14 protein-coding genes are annotated in these 15,491 nt (G+C 54.1%); 7 read left to right on the top strand and 7 right to left on the bottom strand.

Annotation, left to right across the window (positions count from 1 at the left end):
• Window position 1: 1 nt before the first annotated feature.
• On the top strand, window positions 2-856 hold the full coding sequence (locus DA718_RS12340) for a helix-turn-helix domain-containing protein (protein WP_112213478.1): 855 nt from the start codon (window positions 2-4) through the stop codon (window positions 854-856).
• Entirely contained in the window at window positions 853-1,242 is a 390-nt protein-coding gene (locus DA718_RS12335; RefSeq protein WP_112213477.1) for a PTS fructose transporter subunit IIB, read from the top strand. Before DA718_RS12340 ends, DA718_RS12335 begins: the two co-directional genes overlap by 4 nt.
• Before the next feature lie 136 nt (window positions 1,243-1,378).
• Here the strand turns inward: DA718_RS12335 and DA718_RS12330 are convergent, their stop codons facing one another.
• From DA718_RS12330 to DA718_RS12320, 3 genes are all read right to left on the bottom strand, one after another.
• A complete protein-coding gene (locus DA718_RS12330) occupies window positions 1,379-2,119 on the bottom strand; it encodes a phosphatase (protein WP_112213476.1) in 741 nt (246 codons plus the stop codon).
• 180 nt (window positions 2,120-2,299) lie between these two features.
• A complete protein-coding gene (gene tkt, locus DA718_RS12325) occupies window positions 2,300-4,294 on the bottom strand; it encodes a transketolase (RefSeq protein ID WP_112213475.1) in 1,995 nt (664 codons plus the stop codon).
• Entirely contained in the window at window positions 4,295-4,960 is a 666-nt protein-coding gene (locus tag DA718_RS12320; RefSeq protein ID WP_227015995.1) for an HAD-IA family hydrolase, read from the bottom strand.
• A gap of 333 nt (window positions 4,961-5,293) precedes the next feature.
• On the opposite strand from DA718_RS12320, the gene ptsP reads away from it, so the two are divergent.
• The 5 genes from ptsP to tal all read left to right on the top strand — a co-directional run bounded on the left by ptsP (window position 5,294) and on the right by tal (window position 11,759).
• Window positions 5,294-7,804: a phosphoenolpyruvate--protein phosphotransferase gene (ptsP, locus tag DA718_RS12315; protein ID WP_112213473.1), complete on the top strand. Its 2,511-nt coding sequence runs from the start codon at window positions 5,294-5,296 to the stop codon at window positions 7,802-7,804.
• Window positions 7,805-7,864: 60 nt separating this feature from the next.
• Window positions 7,865-8,185 (top strand): PTS fructose transporter subunit IIB, encoded by a 321-nt coding sequence (locus DA718_RS12310; RefSeq protein WP_112213472.1) that lies wholly within the window; start codon window positions 7,865-7,867, stop codon window positions 8,183-8,185.
• A gap of 172 nt (window positions 8,186-8,357) precedes the next feature.
• Entirely contained in the window at window positions 8,358-9,461 is a 1,104-nt protein-coding gene (locus DA718_RS12305; RefSeq protein ID WP_112213471.1) for a PTS fructose transporter subunit IIC, read from the top strand.
• Between the two features lie 9 nt (window positions 9,462-9,470).
• Complete coding sequence (locus DA718_RS12300; protein ID WP_095032751.1) at window positions 9,471-10,724, top strand: class II D-tagatose-bisphosphate aldolase non-catalytic subunit; 1,254 nt, start codon at window positions 9,471-9,473, stop codon at window positions 10,722-10,724.
• An 84-nt stretch (window positions 10,725-10,808) separates the two neighbouring features.
• A complete protein-coding gene (tal, locus tag DA718_RS12295; protein ID WP_112213470.1) occupies window positions 10,809-11,759 on the top strand; it encodes a transaldolase in 951 nt (316 codons plus the stop codon).
• Between the two features lie 155 nt (window positions 11,760-11,914).
• Here the strand turns inward: tal and DA718_RS12290 are convergent, their stop codons facing one another.
• The 4 genes from DA718_RS12290 to DA718_RS12275 are packed head-to-tail and all read right to left on the bottom strand — an operon-like array spanning window position 11,915 to window position 15,490.
• Window positions 11,915-12,400 (bottom strand): TlpA family protein disulfide reductase, encoded by a 486-nt coding sequence (locus tag DA718_RS12290; protein WP_112213469.1) that lies wholly within the window; start codon window positions 12,398-12,400, stop codon window positions 11,915-11,917.
• Entirely contained in the window at window positions 12,387-13,082 is a 696-nt protein-coding gene (locus tag DA718_RS12285; protein ID WP_064176584.1) for an ABC transporter ATP-binding protein, read from the bottom strand. Before DA718_RS12285 ends, DA718_RS12290 begins: the two co-directional genes overlap by 14 nt.
• Window positions 13,083-13,086: 4 nt before the next feature.
• Entirely contained in the window at window positions 13,087-14,217 is a 1,131-nt protein-coding gene (locus DA718_RS12280; protein WP_130624368.1) for an ABC transporter permease, read from the bottom strand.
• Complete coding sequence (locus tag DA718_RS12275) at window positions 14,207-15,490, bottom strand: ABC transporter permease (RefSeq protein WP_112213467.1); 1,284 nt, start codon at window positions 15,488-15,490, stop codon at window positions 14,207-14,209. Before DA718_RS12275 ends, DA718_RS12280 begins: the two co-directional genes overlap by 11 nt.
• Window position 15,491 lies beyond the last annotated feature (1 nt).

Raw genomic sequence — 15,491 nt, 5'->3', positions numbered from 1 at the left:
TATGGCGACTTTTATTCAATCGATCCTCAGTGAATTCAGCGCCCAGGGCTCGATAAACGAAGGCTTACTGGTGGCCAACGGCAACGCACAGGCCCCGGCGATGGCCTATCATCTGCACGTACCGCGCATCGAGCTGACGGTAAAGGGTGCGCTCAGCATGCTGCTGCCGAAAGGCGTGGACCGAATCGTTAAATATGAACGTCCGGTCGGCACCATCACCTATATTCCCGCCAACAGCTGGAATTCGCCGCAGTGGGAAAGCCCGGTTATCTGCATGTCGGTGGTTTTCTGGAAGCAGGACGTTGGTTTTAGCATCAGCAACTGGGACGGTACGCAGTTTAAAGAAGTGGAGAAGTATAATCTGCAAAACTCCAGCAGTACGGTTCGCGACCGGCTGCTTGAACTTGCCGAATCCCTGGCGTGGGCGCAGGACAATACCGGCGAGACCTTTGCCCACATTGTCTATGCGCTGATTAACGACCTGCTGTATCAAATTACCGATGGCCTGAATAACCAGCGCGGCCCCTTCTCTCTGCTGGACGAAATTAAGAGTCATATCGATAGTCACTACCACACGGACATTAGCCGGGAGAGCGTCGCCGAGACCTTTAATATCTCTCCCGGCTATCTGTCGCGTCTGTTTTCGAAGGAGTCAGACGTGAAATTTAATGAATATCTCAAGTTAGCCCGCATCTCGCGCTCGAAAGCGCTGCTAACCAATACCAATCTGAAAATAAACGAGGTTTCAGAGAAGTGCGGTTTCACTGATACCAACTATTTCTGCAAGGTATTTCGCGATATCAACGACTGTACGCCGCTCGAGTACCGGCGCAAAAATAAGGGAGCAAGCTTATGACCACTCGTGCAGGAAGAGATGAGATCCAGCCCTTCTCCAGCGAACGTAATCTGCATATTGTGGCGGTGACCGCATGCGCGACCGGCGTGGCTCACACCTATATGGCCGCCGAGCAGCTGGAAAAACTGGCGAAGCAGTATCACTTTGCGATCAAAATAGAAACCCAGGGCGTGCTGGGGCTTAAGAACCCAATTACCGATAAAGATATTTTCGAGTCAGAGCTCGCTATTATTGCCTCCGACATTACGATCGATAACCCCTCACGTTTCGACGGCTGTCGTATTCTGAACGTCTGCATTAATTCACTGCTGCTTAAACCAGCGGAGGTTATCGCCGCCATGCGCAAGTCGCTGAATCTGCCGAGAGGCAACGTTATTGACCTGTAGACGGTGTTCCCGGAGGCGGTGCTGCACACCTGTTCCGGGCTATAATCGTCCAGACTCAAAGCCGCACGGGCACAGCGTACACCCTCTCCCTTTTTAAAGGAGAGGGTTGGGGTGGGGGTTTAATTCACAAACCATTTCAATCCAGCAAAGTATAAAGCGCCTGAATTCTCTCCCCTCCGCGCTGTTCAAGAAACGCTAATACCTGACGCACTGAGGTATTCAGGATCCTTGATGGTGGAAAATCAGCCCCCACCAGCAGATGCTGACAGGCGCTAAAGTCCCCCAGAGAAAACGCGCTGTGTGAATCACTACCCAACGAGAGAAGCCCACCGCTATCGCGCACAGCGGCGACAATTTTGCGACAGTTCCCCTCGCTGCCCTGGCGCGACTGGACAAAAGAGGCGTTATTGACCTCCAGTGCCACATGACACTCCTTCGCCGCGGCCACCACCGCCGGGATATCAATCGGATACTCCGGGTTACCGGGGTGGCTGATGATATGCACCTTCCCGCTCGCTATCACTGCAATCAGCGCGTCGGTATTGGTGGTAATGTCCGCAGGCGCAAACACCTGCTTGTGGAATCCAGCAATCACTAAATCCAGCGACGCGCGCATTTTGTCGCTGCAATCGGTCTCACCGCCGGGTTTGATATTGGCCTCAATGCCGCGCAGGATCCCCACCCCATCGGCAATGCGCGGCAGTACGCGCAAATTATTGAAGTGGAACGGATGCGGCGCATCAACCATTTCCGGGCCATGGTCGGTGATGGCGATCAGGCGAATATGATTCCGCACCGCGGCGGCGATATAGTCATGCACCGTGCTGTAGGCGTGGGTGCTGGCCAGGGTATGCATATGAAGATCGACGGGATACATTTTATCTCTCCCTTAATGAAAAGCGGCCCCTTAGCGTATATTCCCGTCATACTTCAAGTTGCTTGTGCGTTGGCTTTCCTCGCTCACCCCAGTCACTTACTAGAGTAAGCTCCTGGGGATTCACTGCGTCGCCGCCTTCCTGCAACTCGAATTATTTAGGGTATAAGGGGCCGTCAAAGATTAAGCCAGCAGCGCTTTTGCCTGCTGCAACACCGCCTCAACGGTAATACCGAACTCCTGATAAAGCTGTTCCGCCGGAGCGGATTCACCGTAGCTCTGCATACCGATAATCGCGCCGTTCAGCCCGACATATTTAAACCAGTAATCCGCGATCCCCGCTTCCACTGCGATACGCGCAGACACCGCCTGCGGCAGTACCGCTTCACGATACGCCGCATCCTGCTTGTCGAAGACATCGGTGGACGGCATCGAGACCACCCGAGCCTTCACACCTTCAGCTATCAGTTGCTGCCATGCGGCTACCGCCAGCTCAACTTCGGAACCGGTCGCGATAAGAATCAACTGCGGTTGCCCGTCACAATCCTTCAAGACATAGCCGCCACGCGCAATATCCTGCACCTGCTGCCAGGTCCGTTCCTGTTGGGTCAGGTTTTGCCGGGAGAAAATCAGCGCCGTCGGGCCATCCTGCCGCTCAACGCCATACTTCCACGCTACCGCCGATTCTACCTGATCGCAGGGACGCCAGGTGCTGAGGTTCGGCGTCAGGCGCAACGAAGCAATCTGTTCGACCGGTTGATGGGTCGGGCCATCTTCCCCCAGACCAATAGAATCGTGGGTATAAACCATCACCTGGCGCTGCTTCATCAGCGCCGCCATGCGCACCGCGTTGCGCGCGTATTCGACAAACATCAGGAAAGTCGAGGTATACGGCAGGAAGCCGCCGTGCAGCGCAATCCCGTTGGCGATAGCAGTCATACCGAACTCACGCACGCCGTAGTGAATGTAGTTCCCGACGGGCTCTTCGTTAATCGCTTTAGACCCAGACCACAAGGTCAGATTCGACGGAGCCAAATCCGCAGAGCCGCCGAGGAATTCCGGCAACAGCGGACCAAAGGCTTCAATCGTATTCTGCGACGCTTTACGGCTGGCAATTTTCGCCGGTTTGGCCTGCAATTTTTCAATAAACACCTGCGCATTGCTGGCAAATTCTGCGGGCAGTTGCCCCTTTATTCTGCGGGTAAATTCACCAGCCAGTTCAGGGAAAGCTTGAACGTAGGCGGCAAACTTCTCGTTCCACGCAGCCTCCTTCGCCTGCCCTGATTTGCGAGCATCCCACTGCGCGGCTATCTCAGAGGGGATGACAAACGGCGGATACGGCCAGCCCAGCGCGTCACGCGTCGCCGCCACCTCGGCCTCGCCCAGCGGCGCGCCGTGGACATCATGAGAACCCGCTTTCTGCGGCGAGCCAAAACCGATCACCGTTTTGCAGATAATTAACGTCGGCATGGAGGTAATCGACTTTGCAACATCAATCGCGGCACGAATGGATTCAGGGTCGTGACCATCGACTCCGCGCACCACGTGCCAGCCGTAGGCCTCGAAGCGTTTAGCGGTATCATCGGTGAACCATCCCTCAACGTGGCCATCGATAGAGATGCCGTTATCGTCGTAGAACGCCACCAGCTTACCGAGCTTCAACGTCCCCGCAAGAGAGCACACTTCATGTGAAATGCCCTCCATCATGCAGCCGTCACCCATAAAGGCATATGTGAAGTGATCAATGATTTCATGGCCCGGACGGTTAAATTGTGCCGCGAGAGTTTTCTCGGCAATCGCCATGCCGACCGCGTTGGCGATCCCCTGGCCCAGCGGCCCGGTGGTAGTTTCCACGCCTGGGGTGTAGCCGACTTCCGGGTGGCCCGGCGTTTTCGAATGCAGCTGACGGAAGTTTTTCAGCTCATCCATTGGCAGATCGTAACCGGTAAGGTGCAACAGGCTGTAGATCAGCATCGAGCCGTGACCGTTGGAGAGCACGAAGCGGTCGCGGTTGGCCCATGCGGGGTTATTCGGGTTGTGGTTGAGAAAATCTCGCCACAGCACTTCGGCAATATCCGCCATTCCCATAGGGGCGCCCGGATGGCCTGAGTTCGCCCGCTGCACGGCATCAACGCTCAGCATACGGATGGCATTGGCCAGGGTTTTTCGTGATGACATTTAAAACTCCCTCTGAATCTTAAGGAAAAAATCCGCCTCATCCTTTCGCGTTGCGCTCAGGTCAAGGTAGTTATCAATGGTTTGCCAGATATCGATATCGTGAACCACCGACTGACGGGTCAACACTTCAATCACCACGCATCCAGCCTGAGTGGCGGAATGCAGACCGGCAGTGGAATCTTCAAAAGCGAGGCAATTAGCGGGTGAAAGACCGAGTCGGGCTGCACCCGTAAGGAACGGTTCCGGATGCGGCTTGCCGTGGTGAATATCTTCGCTGGTCACCAGCACCGGCGGGAACGGAAAACCGGCTTGTCGGATCCGTGCCGAAGCCACCTTCAGCGATCCGGAAGTCACAATAGCCCAGGGGGCCTGTAACTGCTCCAGTTGGCGGAGAAAATCAACCGCGCCGTTCACTGCGGTAATACCGTCAGTATTGCGCGCTTCAAACTCTTCCAGCGCGAGAAATTCGTCGTAAATGATCTGTTCGCTGGCATTGGGCATAAAATGGCGCAGCGTGCTCAGGGCGGGCTTACCGTGGAGAAAATGGCATACTGCCTGCGGATCCAGCCCTTTTTTAGTCGCCCATAAACGCCAGGAGGTCTCAACAAAATCCAGCGAGTTTACCAGCGTCCCGTCTAAATCCAGTAATATTCCACGAAAATGCATCGTACTTACCACGGCAAAATAAATAGAGTGTGTTTTATTTTGTACTCCATTAACCGGTAGCCAATAAATAGAAAGAAAGACACTTTAATAGCAATTGGGTGACCACTATCCGACGGTTAATAAGAGTGTGATAGCAATCACAAGGGTTAATATTATCTGATTTCATGACTGCGATCACAAAATAACAATCGGGATTTTTTATTCAAGCAAAGGTCACTTTTTTTCTATTCAAAGCTAACTGAGAACGATGAAGGATATAAAACATGAAATGCAGACACCCACATCTGCAGAGAAAATTAATTAGCCCTGGCTAAACGATTATCGGGAGCAATGATGTCAGAGATAATAACGTATCAATGTGATCTAAAGGATGGTATTCACGCCAGACCGGCGGGGCATATCGAACGGCTGTGCAATACATTTCAATCTGCGGTGTGCTGGAATAATATTCGCAGCGGCATTCAGGGTAATGGTAAAAGTGCCCTCTCGATTGTCGCTACCGATACCTTATTCGACGACGCCTGTGAAATTACAATCAGCGGAAAAGATGCTGCAAGCGCTGCTCAACAGTTGAGTGCGCTGCTCAAAAAACTGCCCTCCTTCGAGGTTAGCCAGGCGGACGAAACCGCAGCGCCTGCGGGCTATCTCCCGCGTTCACTGCGGGAAACTCAGCTCAGTTTTATTCAGGGTTCACGCATCAGCGGCGGTGTTGCCATTGCCAGACCCGTTCGTATTCAGAGCCTGTCACTGGATGAAATGCTGGCGCGTAACCCGGGCGGTGAATATTCCACTGAGCACCAGCAGCGTATTTTTCTGGCGGGTTTAGAAACGCTCAAACATGATAAACAGACCGCCCTGGAAACCCAAAAAGGCGTTGAGCATGATATCCTGCAAGCGCATTTATCAATAATTACCGACGCAACCTTCCAGAGCCATATCTCCACCGCGATTGTTGGCGGAGAAAACACCTGGGATGCGGTCATTAAGGCTGCCATAGATTTCTGTGAAATTCTTAATCGCTCATCGAGTAAATATATTAAAGAGCGGACCCTTGACGTTCTTGACATTACAGGTCAATTGCTCACGTCGATTTATGGCGCCGGCGTATTACCACAAAACAACCTTAAATTAACACAGCCATCGATTATTCTGGCCAATAGCCTGACGCCAAGTCAGTTCCTCGGCATCAATAAAGAGTATCTTGCCGGGATGGTATTATCCGCCACCGGTAAAACATCACACACCGCAATCCTCGCGCGTTCGCTTGGTATCCCAACCCTGACGGATATTGATTTTTCATCCCTGCCGCTGAATGCGGAAAATGACATTATTATTGACGGTAATCCGGGAATTCTGATTACCGCGCCAGATGAAAAAGTCTTGCGCTATTACCAAAATGAAATTGCCGTCCAGCAGAGCATGCAGCAGCAAATGCTGGCTAACGTCCACCAACCGACAGTGACCCACGATAATCATAGCATTGAGATAGCCGCCAATATCGCTAGCCTGGCGGAAGCCGAAGCCGCGTTCAACAACGGCGCTGAAGGTATTGGGCTGTTCCGTACCGAAATGTCATTTATGGACCGCGAAACTGCACCGAACTACCGTGAACTGGCGGAGCTATACGGTCAGGTGATGCAGGTTGCGCATGGGAAGCCAGTTATCTTCCGCACCTTTGACATTGGCGGCGATAAACCCGTCGACTATATGAACCTCGGTGAAGAGGAAAATCCGTTTCTCGGCTTCCGGGCAGTACGCACCTATCCGCGCTATCGCGACCTTTTCGCCATGCAGCTCAAGGCTATCCTCAGCGCCTCGGCATTTGGCGATGCCAAAATCATGATTCCGATGATCGCTAACGTTGATGAAGTTATCTGGTGCCGTGAAGTGCTGGAGGAGGTGAAAAGCGCGATGCGCAGCGAGGGATTGGCGTTCAACGATGAGATTTCGCTCGGCGTGATGCTGGAAGTGCCCTCCGTCATCTTCGCAATTCGTGAAATAGCCGAATACGCGGATTTCTTTAGCGTAGGCAGCAACGATCTGACGCAGTACTTTTTTGCCGCCGACCGCGGAAACACCCAGGTTGAGGCGGTGTACGACAACTATGCCCCGGCATTCCTTCGCGCCATGCAGTATGCCGCCGATGAAGTCCATCGCGCAGGCAAGTGGATAGGTATCTGCGGGGAGCTGGGCGCCAGCAAAGATTTTCTGCCGCTGTTCGTCGGCATGGGTTTTGACGAACTCAGCATGAGCGGCACCTCGATTCCAGGCGTTAAACATACGCTGCGGGAGCTGAGTTTCGCTAAATGCCAGAGAGTGGCGCAGGATATCGTGGCGTTAAAACGCTCCACTGATGTCAAAGTTGCGCTGCGTTCTCCGGACGTAAAAGCGGTCGGCAAAATGCCAATCCTCGCCCCGGAGTTCATTCTCTGCGAACTACAGGCCCGCGACAAAAACGAAGTTATCAAAAAGATGACCGACAATCTGTGGCTGCACCATCGCACCGAGAATCGGGAGCAATTAACCGACGATATCTGGGCGCGCGAGGACTCATTCTCCACCGCCGTGGGCTATGGCTTCGCCATTCCGCACACCAAGTCGGACCATATTCACTACTCCACCATCAGTATGGCAACTCTTGCGTCGCCCATCATGTGGGGCGATCAGGAAGTCGAAACCGTATTCATGCTCACGGTCAGTAAATCCGCCGACCCTAATGAGCATATGAAATATTTCTCCACGCTTGCCAGAAAGCTAATGAAAGAGGATTTCCGCAATGAAATAAAACAGGCCGAAAACGTCAACGTACTCTACAACCTGATGGCCAATATTCTGGCCATATGAAATCAGGAAATTATTAATCCATATTTAAAATTACAGCCAAATAAAAATCAGGAGTCACTCATGAAAATTGTCGGAGTCGCAGCATGCATTACCGGAGTCGCCCACACCTATATGGCCCAGGAAGCGATTGAGCAGGAGTGTAAAAAAAGAGGTTATGACGTCAAAGTCGAAACTCAGGGCGGCATGGGGATTGAAAATGAATTAAGTGAAGATGAGATTGCCGAAGCTGATGTCGTTATTCTGGCGATTGCCATCGGTATTGAGGGCGTCGAACGCTTTGAAGAAAAAGAAGACGCCGGACTGGTTATTTCACTCAACCCAGCGGAAGTGGTTCGCGATCCGGCGGCTATTATTGACCGGGCTGAGAAACTGGCGCAATAAACCAACCCGTCGGTCCTGATTTACTTTCGGCATTCGGTACCGGCGAATAATAACGTTAATTAAATTTTTGCGAACGCTGTATTTCAATTATGACGCAAAAGCGCCCGGGGATGACTACGCCCGTAAACCGTATGTCGTCCCATAAAAATACAGGGTATCGGGAGGATAAAAAATGTCGGAAAAAGCAAAAGCCATTAAGGATGATTTAGTTAAAGCATTTAGCACCGGTGTGTCATATATGATGCCGGTGGTGGTGGTCGGCGGTATCTGTCTGGCGCTTTCCCTGATTGGCGGCGAGCCGGTTGCGGGCAAAGGCATGGTCGTCACCAACCCATTCTTATTAAACCTTGGCGCTATCGGCAGCGCCGGGCTGGGAATGATGATCCCGGTGCTGGCGGCCTATATCTCCTACTCTATCGCCGGTAAACCGGGGCTGACGCCGGGTTTAATCACCGGCTTTATGGCCAGCACGCCGTTGGGCGCAGACCACGTGGTAACCGGTTTTCTGGGGGCAATGCTGCTCGGTATTCTCAGTGGCTACGTCGCCAAGTGGATAAAAACCTGGAAGGTCGGCAAAGTGCTGATGCCGGTCATGCCGATCATGATTATTCCCATCGTCTCAAGCGTCATTGTCGGCATGCTCTATCTGTACGTACTGATTGAGCCCATCGGTTTTGCCATGAAATGGCTGGTTTCCATGCTCTCTAATATGCAGGGAAGCAGCGGCGTCGTATTAGGTTTAATTCTCGGTGCCATGGCGGCCTTTGATATGGGTGGGCCAGTCAATAAAACCGCAACGGCATTTACCCTCGCCTTAATGGCAGAAGGTATTTATGGCCCGAACGGCGCTTACCGTATTGCCTGCGCTATTCCACCACTCGGCATTGCTCTCTCGACTTTTATTTCTCAGCGTAAATGGGCTGAAGATGAAAGACGAATGGGCACCTCCGCTGCCTTTATGGGATTAATTGGCATTACCGAAGGGGCGATTCCTTTCGCCGTTAAAAACCTGAAGACCGTACTGCCGTCAATTATTATCGGTAGCGCCGTCGGTGCCGGTCTGGCTATGGTTCACGGCGTCGAATCTATGGTTCCCCATGGTGGATTAATTGCCATAGCTGGCGTCAATAAAGCACCAATGTGGTACGTCATCGATATGATTATCGGCGTTATTGTCACCGCCATCTGCCTGCATATTCTGCGCCCCAACATTAGCGAGCCGGTAAAAAAAGAGTCGGCTAAAAAAACAATCACTTCTGATATGAATAAAGTCTGAGGAGTTATCATGAAAAACACAATGAAACAGTACGTCGATTATATTGTTAACGGTGGCAAGTCTACAATGTTGGGAATTGGCCCAATGTCCCCGGCGTTAATTCAGGCCTGCTTTGAGCTGGGTAAAGAAAAAGATCTGCCGCTGATGTTTATTGCCAGCCGCAACCAGGTTGATGCCGATGAATTTGGCGCGGGTTACGTTAATAACTGGGATCAATTCCGCTTTGCTGCCGACCTGAAAGCGATGGCGGAGAAAGTCGGCTTCGACGGTGATTACTTCCTCTGCCGCGACCACGGTGGCCCATGGCAGCGCGATAAAGAGCGTAAAGATCATATTCCGGAAGCCGAAGCGATGGAACTGGCACGCCGCTCTTATCAGATTGATATGGACGCTGGTTTCGACCTGCTGCATATCGACCCGACGAAAGACCCGTACGTTGTTGGTAAAGTCATTGATATCGAACTGGTTCTGAGCCGCACCGTTGAGCTGATTCGCTTCTGCGAAGAGTACCGCAAGGCCAATAACCTGAAAGAGTTCTTTTATGAAGTCGGTACCGAAGAGACCAACGGCGGCCTGACCGACGTCAGCGCCTATGAAGGGTTTATTATCGAGCTGAATAAGCGTCTTGCTGCCGAATCGCTGCCGCAGCCGCTGTTTATCGTCGGCCAAACCGGCACCCTGACCCGTCTGACCAAAAACGTTGGCCACTTCAACGATAAGCAGTCCGCAGAGCTTTCGGCTATCAGCACCCGTCACGGCGTCGGCCTGAAAGAGCATAACGGCGACTACCTGCCGGATGAAATCCTGCTTAAGCATCCGGGTCTGGGCATCACCGCGATGAACGTCGCTCCAGCCTACGGCACCATTGAAACCCGCGCTTATCTGAAGCTGGCAGAAGTCGAGAAAGATCTGGCGGCGAAAGGCTTTATCAAGTCAGCGTCTGATTTAAAAACCGTCCTGACCCGCGAGTGCGTACTAAGCCACAAATGGGAAAAGTGGATGACCGATGAGCACAAAAACAAGTCCGAAGAGCAGATCTTTAACGAGCCAGAATTGTTGAAAGAAATTCTCGAACTCAGCGGCCACTACAACTACGAAAAACCGGAAGTCGTCAAAGAGATGCAAACCATGTTTGCCAATCTGAAGTCGTTTGGCGTCGAGCCTGAGCGTTACGTGGTCAATAAAATTAAAGATATGATCCAGAACGAAGCCGAATGCTTCAATATGCCAGGCCTGACCTCCCGCGTCGCGCAGGCAAAATAATCACCCACCCAGCCAACAACAAGGAGCGGGCCTTGCCCCCTCCTTGTTGTTTCCAGCCCTATTATTGAAAAACAGGTCATAGCGATGAATCAGCTTGAACAACTAAAGCAGCGGACAACCATTGTTGCCGACAGCGGGGACATTGACAGCATTATGGCTTATCAGCCTGAAGATGCGACCACCAACCCTTCGCTTATCTATAAGGCAGCGCAGCTTCCGCAGTACCAAAAACTGGTGAAAGATGCCGTCGCGACGGTAAAGTCCCGCCAGAGTGGAAAAACGGTACAGCCTGCGGATATTGCCGATTATCTGGCGGTAAGTATCGGAGCGTTGATCCTGAAAAGCGTTCCTGGGCGTATTTCAACTGAAGTGGATGCTCGCCTCTCATTTGATACTCAGGCCAGCATAGCTAAAGCGCGGGAAATCATTGCGCTGTATGAAGAGAAAGGGATCGGTAAAGAGCGGGTTTTGATTAAGCTTGCCGCTACATGGCAAGGGATCCGCGCAGCAGAAACGCTGGAAAAAGAGGGTATCCAGTGCAACCTGACGCTGCTTTTCTCCTTTGCCCAGGCCAGAGCCTGCGCCGATGCCGGGGTTTTCCTGATTTCCCCATTCGTCGGTCGCATCTACGACTGGTACAAGAAAAACAACCCTGATACCACCTTCACCGTCGAGAACGATCCGGGCGTCGAGTCGGTACAGAAGATCTATCGCTTTTATAAAATGCACGGTTATCGGACGGTGGTGATGGGAGCCAGCTTCCGTACGCCGGAACAGGTGCTGGCGCTTAACGGCTGCGATCGTCTGACCGTTTCCCCGGCGCTGCTGGCGCAATTGCAGCAAACCCAGGGGCCGGTACCTGCACCGTTGACGTATGAAGGTGAGGTTCAGCCAAAGCCCGCTGCCATGAGTGAAGCGGAGTTCAACTGGGCGCATCATCAGGATGCGATGGCGGTGGAGAAGCTCGCCGAAGGTATTCGCCTGTTTGCCGTGGACCAGAACAGCCTTGAGGCGCTGCTGAGCCAGTATTTGTAAGTGAAACATCCCGGGTGGCAGACGATGGCGAACCTGTAGCCCGGTCAGCGCCACCGGGAAATCAACGAAAGCTCACAGCAAGCTATTTCCCCGGAGGCGGCGCTCACGCGCCTGTCCGGGCTACAAAACCATCAGAATGCTCGCGCGTGGGGAAACTATTTCTGCGCCAGCTGGCTAAATACCGTCTGGAGCTCCTCGGGCTTACGCAGGCCCTGATGCAAATCCAGCACCGTGCCATGGCTATCAATCAATATCGAAGTCGGAGTGCCGATAACCTGATAGCGCTCCTGGGTCATTTTGAGCTGATCGCGCAGCACTGGGTAGCTGATGCCATGCTTAGCCAACAACGGCGCGATATCGACTGATTCCGGGTCGGTATTGACGCCGACCACCACCAGCTTATCCGGCCAACGCTGGCTGAGCGCCTGTAAAGTATCCATCTCCGCCAGACAGCCGCCGCAGCTTGATGACCAGAAATTAAGGTACACCGCCTTCCCCCGCCAGCGCTCAAGGCTGGCCGACTCCCCCTGCAAATCAAACGCCGCCAGCGCGGGTGCTGCCTCGCCGCGCGCCAGCTTCTCCTCTTTGCAGCCTCCGAGCAGCACCAGCAGCAGGACAAGCATCACTTTAGGCATGCGCATGATGATTCACCTCCTCTCCCAGATACTTTCCGTGCTGCAAACGCACGATGCGATCGGCGAACTGCCCCAGCGCCGGGTTGTGGGTCACCATCACAATGGTGCGCCCCTGGCGGTGCAAATCGGTCAGCAGATCCAGCACCCGCTGTTCGTTCTCTTCATCGAGGTTACCGGTTGGCTCATCGGCAAAAATAACCGGTGGCTCGTTAACCAGCGCCCGGGCAATGCAGACGCGCTGCTGTTCCCCGCCCGACAGCTGGCTCGGTAGATGGGTCACGCGATGCTCAAGGCCGACCTGAGCCAGCACCGCTCTGGCGGCAGCTTCATCCACCACGCTGTGGTAATGCTGTGCCAGCATGATATTTTCCAGTGCCGTCAGAAACGGGATCAGGTGGAACTGCTGGAACACAAGGCCAATTTTCTGCGCGCGAAAGCGGCGGCGCCCCTCTTCGTCCAGCGCCGCCGCGTCGGTTCCGTCGAGGATCACCTGCCCTTCGCTGGCGGTATCCAGACAAGTGAGAATATTCATCAGCGTCGTTTTCCCGGAACCGGAGGCCCCCATAATGGCGACAAACTCACCGCGGGCGATGCGCAGGTTGATATCTTCCAGCGCGGTCACTTCTCCGAACCGCTTATATAAATGACGCGTTTCAATCGCCATCTGACGCAAAGATGTGACGGTCATGGCGTTACTCTCCTTTCAACACTTTCGCAGGTTCGACGCTCACCGCGCGCCGCACCGGAACAATGGCCGCCAGCAGGGCGACCAGTAAAGACAGAACCAGGGTAATCGGCAGCACCGGCAGGCGCAGCGAGATACTGGCGTTAAACACCGTTAATCCCAGCAGCTGTGCCAGCAGATAGCCCAGCACCCAACCGCAAACCACCGCCGCAAAAGTGATAATGCTGGTCTCCAGTAACATCTGGCGGGTAATATCGCCGTTGCTGGCCCCCAGCGCTTTTTGCAGGGCAAACTCTCGGGAGCGTTCACCGACAATCGCCATTAGGGTGGTGTTCACGCACAGGGATGAGAGCGCGAGGATAACTATCGATACCAGTCCCATCAGCCCCTTAATTTTATCCAGCACCTGCCCTTCGGATGCCGACACTTTACGCACCGGACGAATCTCAAGGTCAGGGTATTGCCGCTGTAACTGGCTGGCGTAGCTCTCCACCTGACCAAGGTCATTGCTGACGCTCAGCAGCCCGTGGCTGATAACGCCGGGCTTTTGCAGCCACGACTGCGCCACGTCAAGACTGACGATCAGCATATTGTCGGTCGCGTCCCCGGCTTCTACGATGCCCTTAATCAGCAGTTTCTTGCGCCGACTATGGTCCACCAGCGTCACGCTATCGCCAATATTCAGCGCCAGACGCTGCGCCAGCTTCACGCCAATCATCGCGTTGCGATCGTCAAAACTAACGCCGATCCAGCTACCGTTGACCTGCCAGTAGGGCACCAGTTTTTGCAGCGACTCAAACCACACGCCGACCATCACCACTTTTTCCAGCTCGGTGCGCGCGGTACCGTACAGCCAAGGGCTGGCACCGTGGATCAGTCCCCCTGGCGCGCCATCAAGAATCGCCTGCAGTTCCGGCTGCGGCATGCTGGTGCCATGGCCCGGACCAATATAGAAATTGGCGCCAAAAGTGCGCAGCTCCTCGCTCATTTTGCTATTAATGTCGAACCACACGGCGGAGAGCGCCGTGACGATGGTCGCGCCGACCGCCAGCGCGGCAAAAACCACGCTGACCCGCTGCATACGCAGCCGCAGCGCCCGCCACACTAATAACCACAGCATGTCGCGCTTAACGGCCATACAGCACCTCCACTGGATAAAGACGGGCAATACGCCGCGCCGGGAACCAGGTGCCGATTAACGCAATCAGCACCGCAATCACCAGCACGCAGGGCACCACCACCCAGGCAAAATTAAGCGGCGTATCAAACAGCATCAGGCCAATAGCCTTCGCTAGCCCCCATCCGGCGATGCAACCAAATACTCCACCGACCAGGCCGCCCAGCGCCGCCTCAAGATAGAAGAGCAGCAGAATCTGCCACTGCCGCGCGCCCAGCGCTTTCATCAGGCCAATCTCCTTGGCACGTTCCATAATGGTGCTGGTCATCAATGAAGCGATGCCCATCGCGGCGGCGGCCAGCGCGGCTAAAGTTACCACGCCCATTAACAGCTGAATTTTATCGATAACCACGCCTTCCGAAGCGGCAACCTGCCAGACAGGACGCACCTCCGCACCGGAAATCGCCTCCTCAAGCTGGTGGGCGATAGACGACACATAGGCGGTGCAGTACCACAGATCGTACTCTTCGGCATTCAGCGCTTCGAGATCCTCGCGCGCCCGTCGTGACAGTTCGTTTTCCGGTACCGTCAGCGCCGATACGCGGATCGCCTGTACTTTCCCCGGTAGTCCCAGCAGTTGCTGCACCACGCTAAGCGGCATGACCAGTTGGTTATCTTCATCGCCGCCGCTGGATAAAATACCGCTCACCTGCACATTCACCACGTTATCCGCGACCTTTAACGCCAGACGATCGCCGGGCTTCCAGCCGTAATTTCGCGCCAGCGCGTGGCCGACCAGGGTTTGCGGTGTCTCACCGACCGGCTCCTGCGGCCATTCGCCGCTCACCTGCCAGAACGGGCTGACCGTCCGCTGCCCGGTTTCGTATCCCTCTTCATCTGGTATGGTGACTGGCTGGCTAAAGAAGGTCCCCAGCACGCGGATATCATGGCCATCCACGCTCACTTCGCCGCCGAGCATCGGGGCGAAGCCAACAATGTTGTTGCGCCAGAAGATATCTTTGATATTCGGTAGCTCGGATTCATCCAGAAAATCGTCGCTGGCCAGCGGGTTACTTTGTTCGCTAAACAGGGCTGGCAGCGCCGCCTGCCCTGCGGGCTCAATCAGAATATTGGCACCGTAGGATTTCAGCTCGCGGGACATCTTGTCGCCGATGTCGATAGAGACCGCCAGCAGCGCCGAGATCAGGCTGGTCGCCAAAAACACGGTCAATACCGCCAGCGCTTTGCGCCGCAGATTGCGCCCCCATGACTGGTAGATCATTCGCCACAGCATC

This window comes from Klebsiella huaxiensis, assembly GCF_003261575.2.
Classification (GTDB): domain Bacteria; phylum Pseudomonadota; class Gammaproteobacteria; order Enterobacterales; family Enterobacteriaceae; genus Klebsiella; species Klebsiella huaxiensis.
This window is presented reverse-complemented; position numbering and strand designations above follow the sequence as displayed.

What these genes read in the sequence shown, in the direction of transcription:
- DA718_RS12340 (WP_112213478.1), top strand. Translation starts at nt 2, where the DNA reads ATGGCGACTTTTATTCAATCGATCCTCAGTGAATTCAGCGCCCAGGGC.
- DA718_RS12335 (WP_112213477.1), top strand. Translation starts at nt 853, where the DNA reads ATGACCACTCGTGCAGGAAGAGATGAGATCCAGCCCTTCTCCAGCGAA.
- DA718_RS12330 (WP_112213476.1), bottom strand. Translation starts at nt 2,119, where the DNA reads ATGTATCCCGTCGATCTTCATATGCATACCCTGGCCAGCACCCACGCC.
- tkt (WP_112213475.1), bottom strand. Translation starts at nt 4,294, where the DNA reads ATGTCATCACGAAAAACCCTGGCCAATGCCATCCGTATGCTGAGCGTT.
- DA718_RS12320 (WP_227015995.1), bottom strand. Translation starts at nt 4,960, where the DNA reads ATGCATTTTCGTGGAATATTACTGGATTTAGACGGGACGCTGGTAAAC.
- ptsP (WP_112213473.1), top strand. Translation starts at nt 5,294, where the DNA reads ATGTCAGAGATAATAACGTATCAATGTGATCTAAAGGATGGTATTCAC.
- DA718_RS12310 (WP_112213472.1), top strand. Translation starts at nt 7,865, where the DNA reads ATGAAAATTGTCGGAGTCGCAGCATGCATTACCGGAGTCGCCCACACC.
- DA718_RS12305 (WP_112213471.1), top strand. Translation starts at nt 8,358, where the DNA reads ATGTCGGAAAAAGCAAAAGCCATTAAGGATGATTTAGTTAAAGCATTT.
- DA718_RS12300 (WP_095032751.1), top strand. Translation starts at nt 9,471, where the DNA reads ATGAAAAACACAATGAAACAGTACGTCGATTATATTGTTAACGGTGGC.
- tal (WP_112213470.1), top strand. Translation starts at nt 10,809, where the DNA reads ATGAATCAGCTTGAACAACTAAAGCAGCGGACAACCATTGTTGCCGAC.
- DA718_RS12290 (WP_112213469.1), bottom strand. Translation starts at nt 12,400, where the DNA reads ATGCGCATGCCTAAAGTGATGCTTGTCCTGCTGCTGGTGCTGCTCGGA.
- DA718_RS12285 (WP_064176584.1), bottom strand. Translation starts at nt 13,082, where the DNA reads ATGACCGTCACATCTTTGCGTCAGATGGCGATTGAAACGCGTCATTTA.
- DA718_RS12280 (WP_130624368.1), bottom strand. Translation starts at nt 14,217, where the DNA reads ATGGCCGTTAAGCGCGACATGCTGTGGTTATTAGTGTGGCGGGCGCTG.
- DA718_RS12275 (WP_112213467.1), bottom strand. Translation starts at nt 15,490, where the DNA reads ATGCTGTGGCGAATGATCTACCAGTCATGGGGGCGCAATCTGCGGCGC.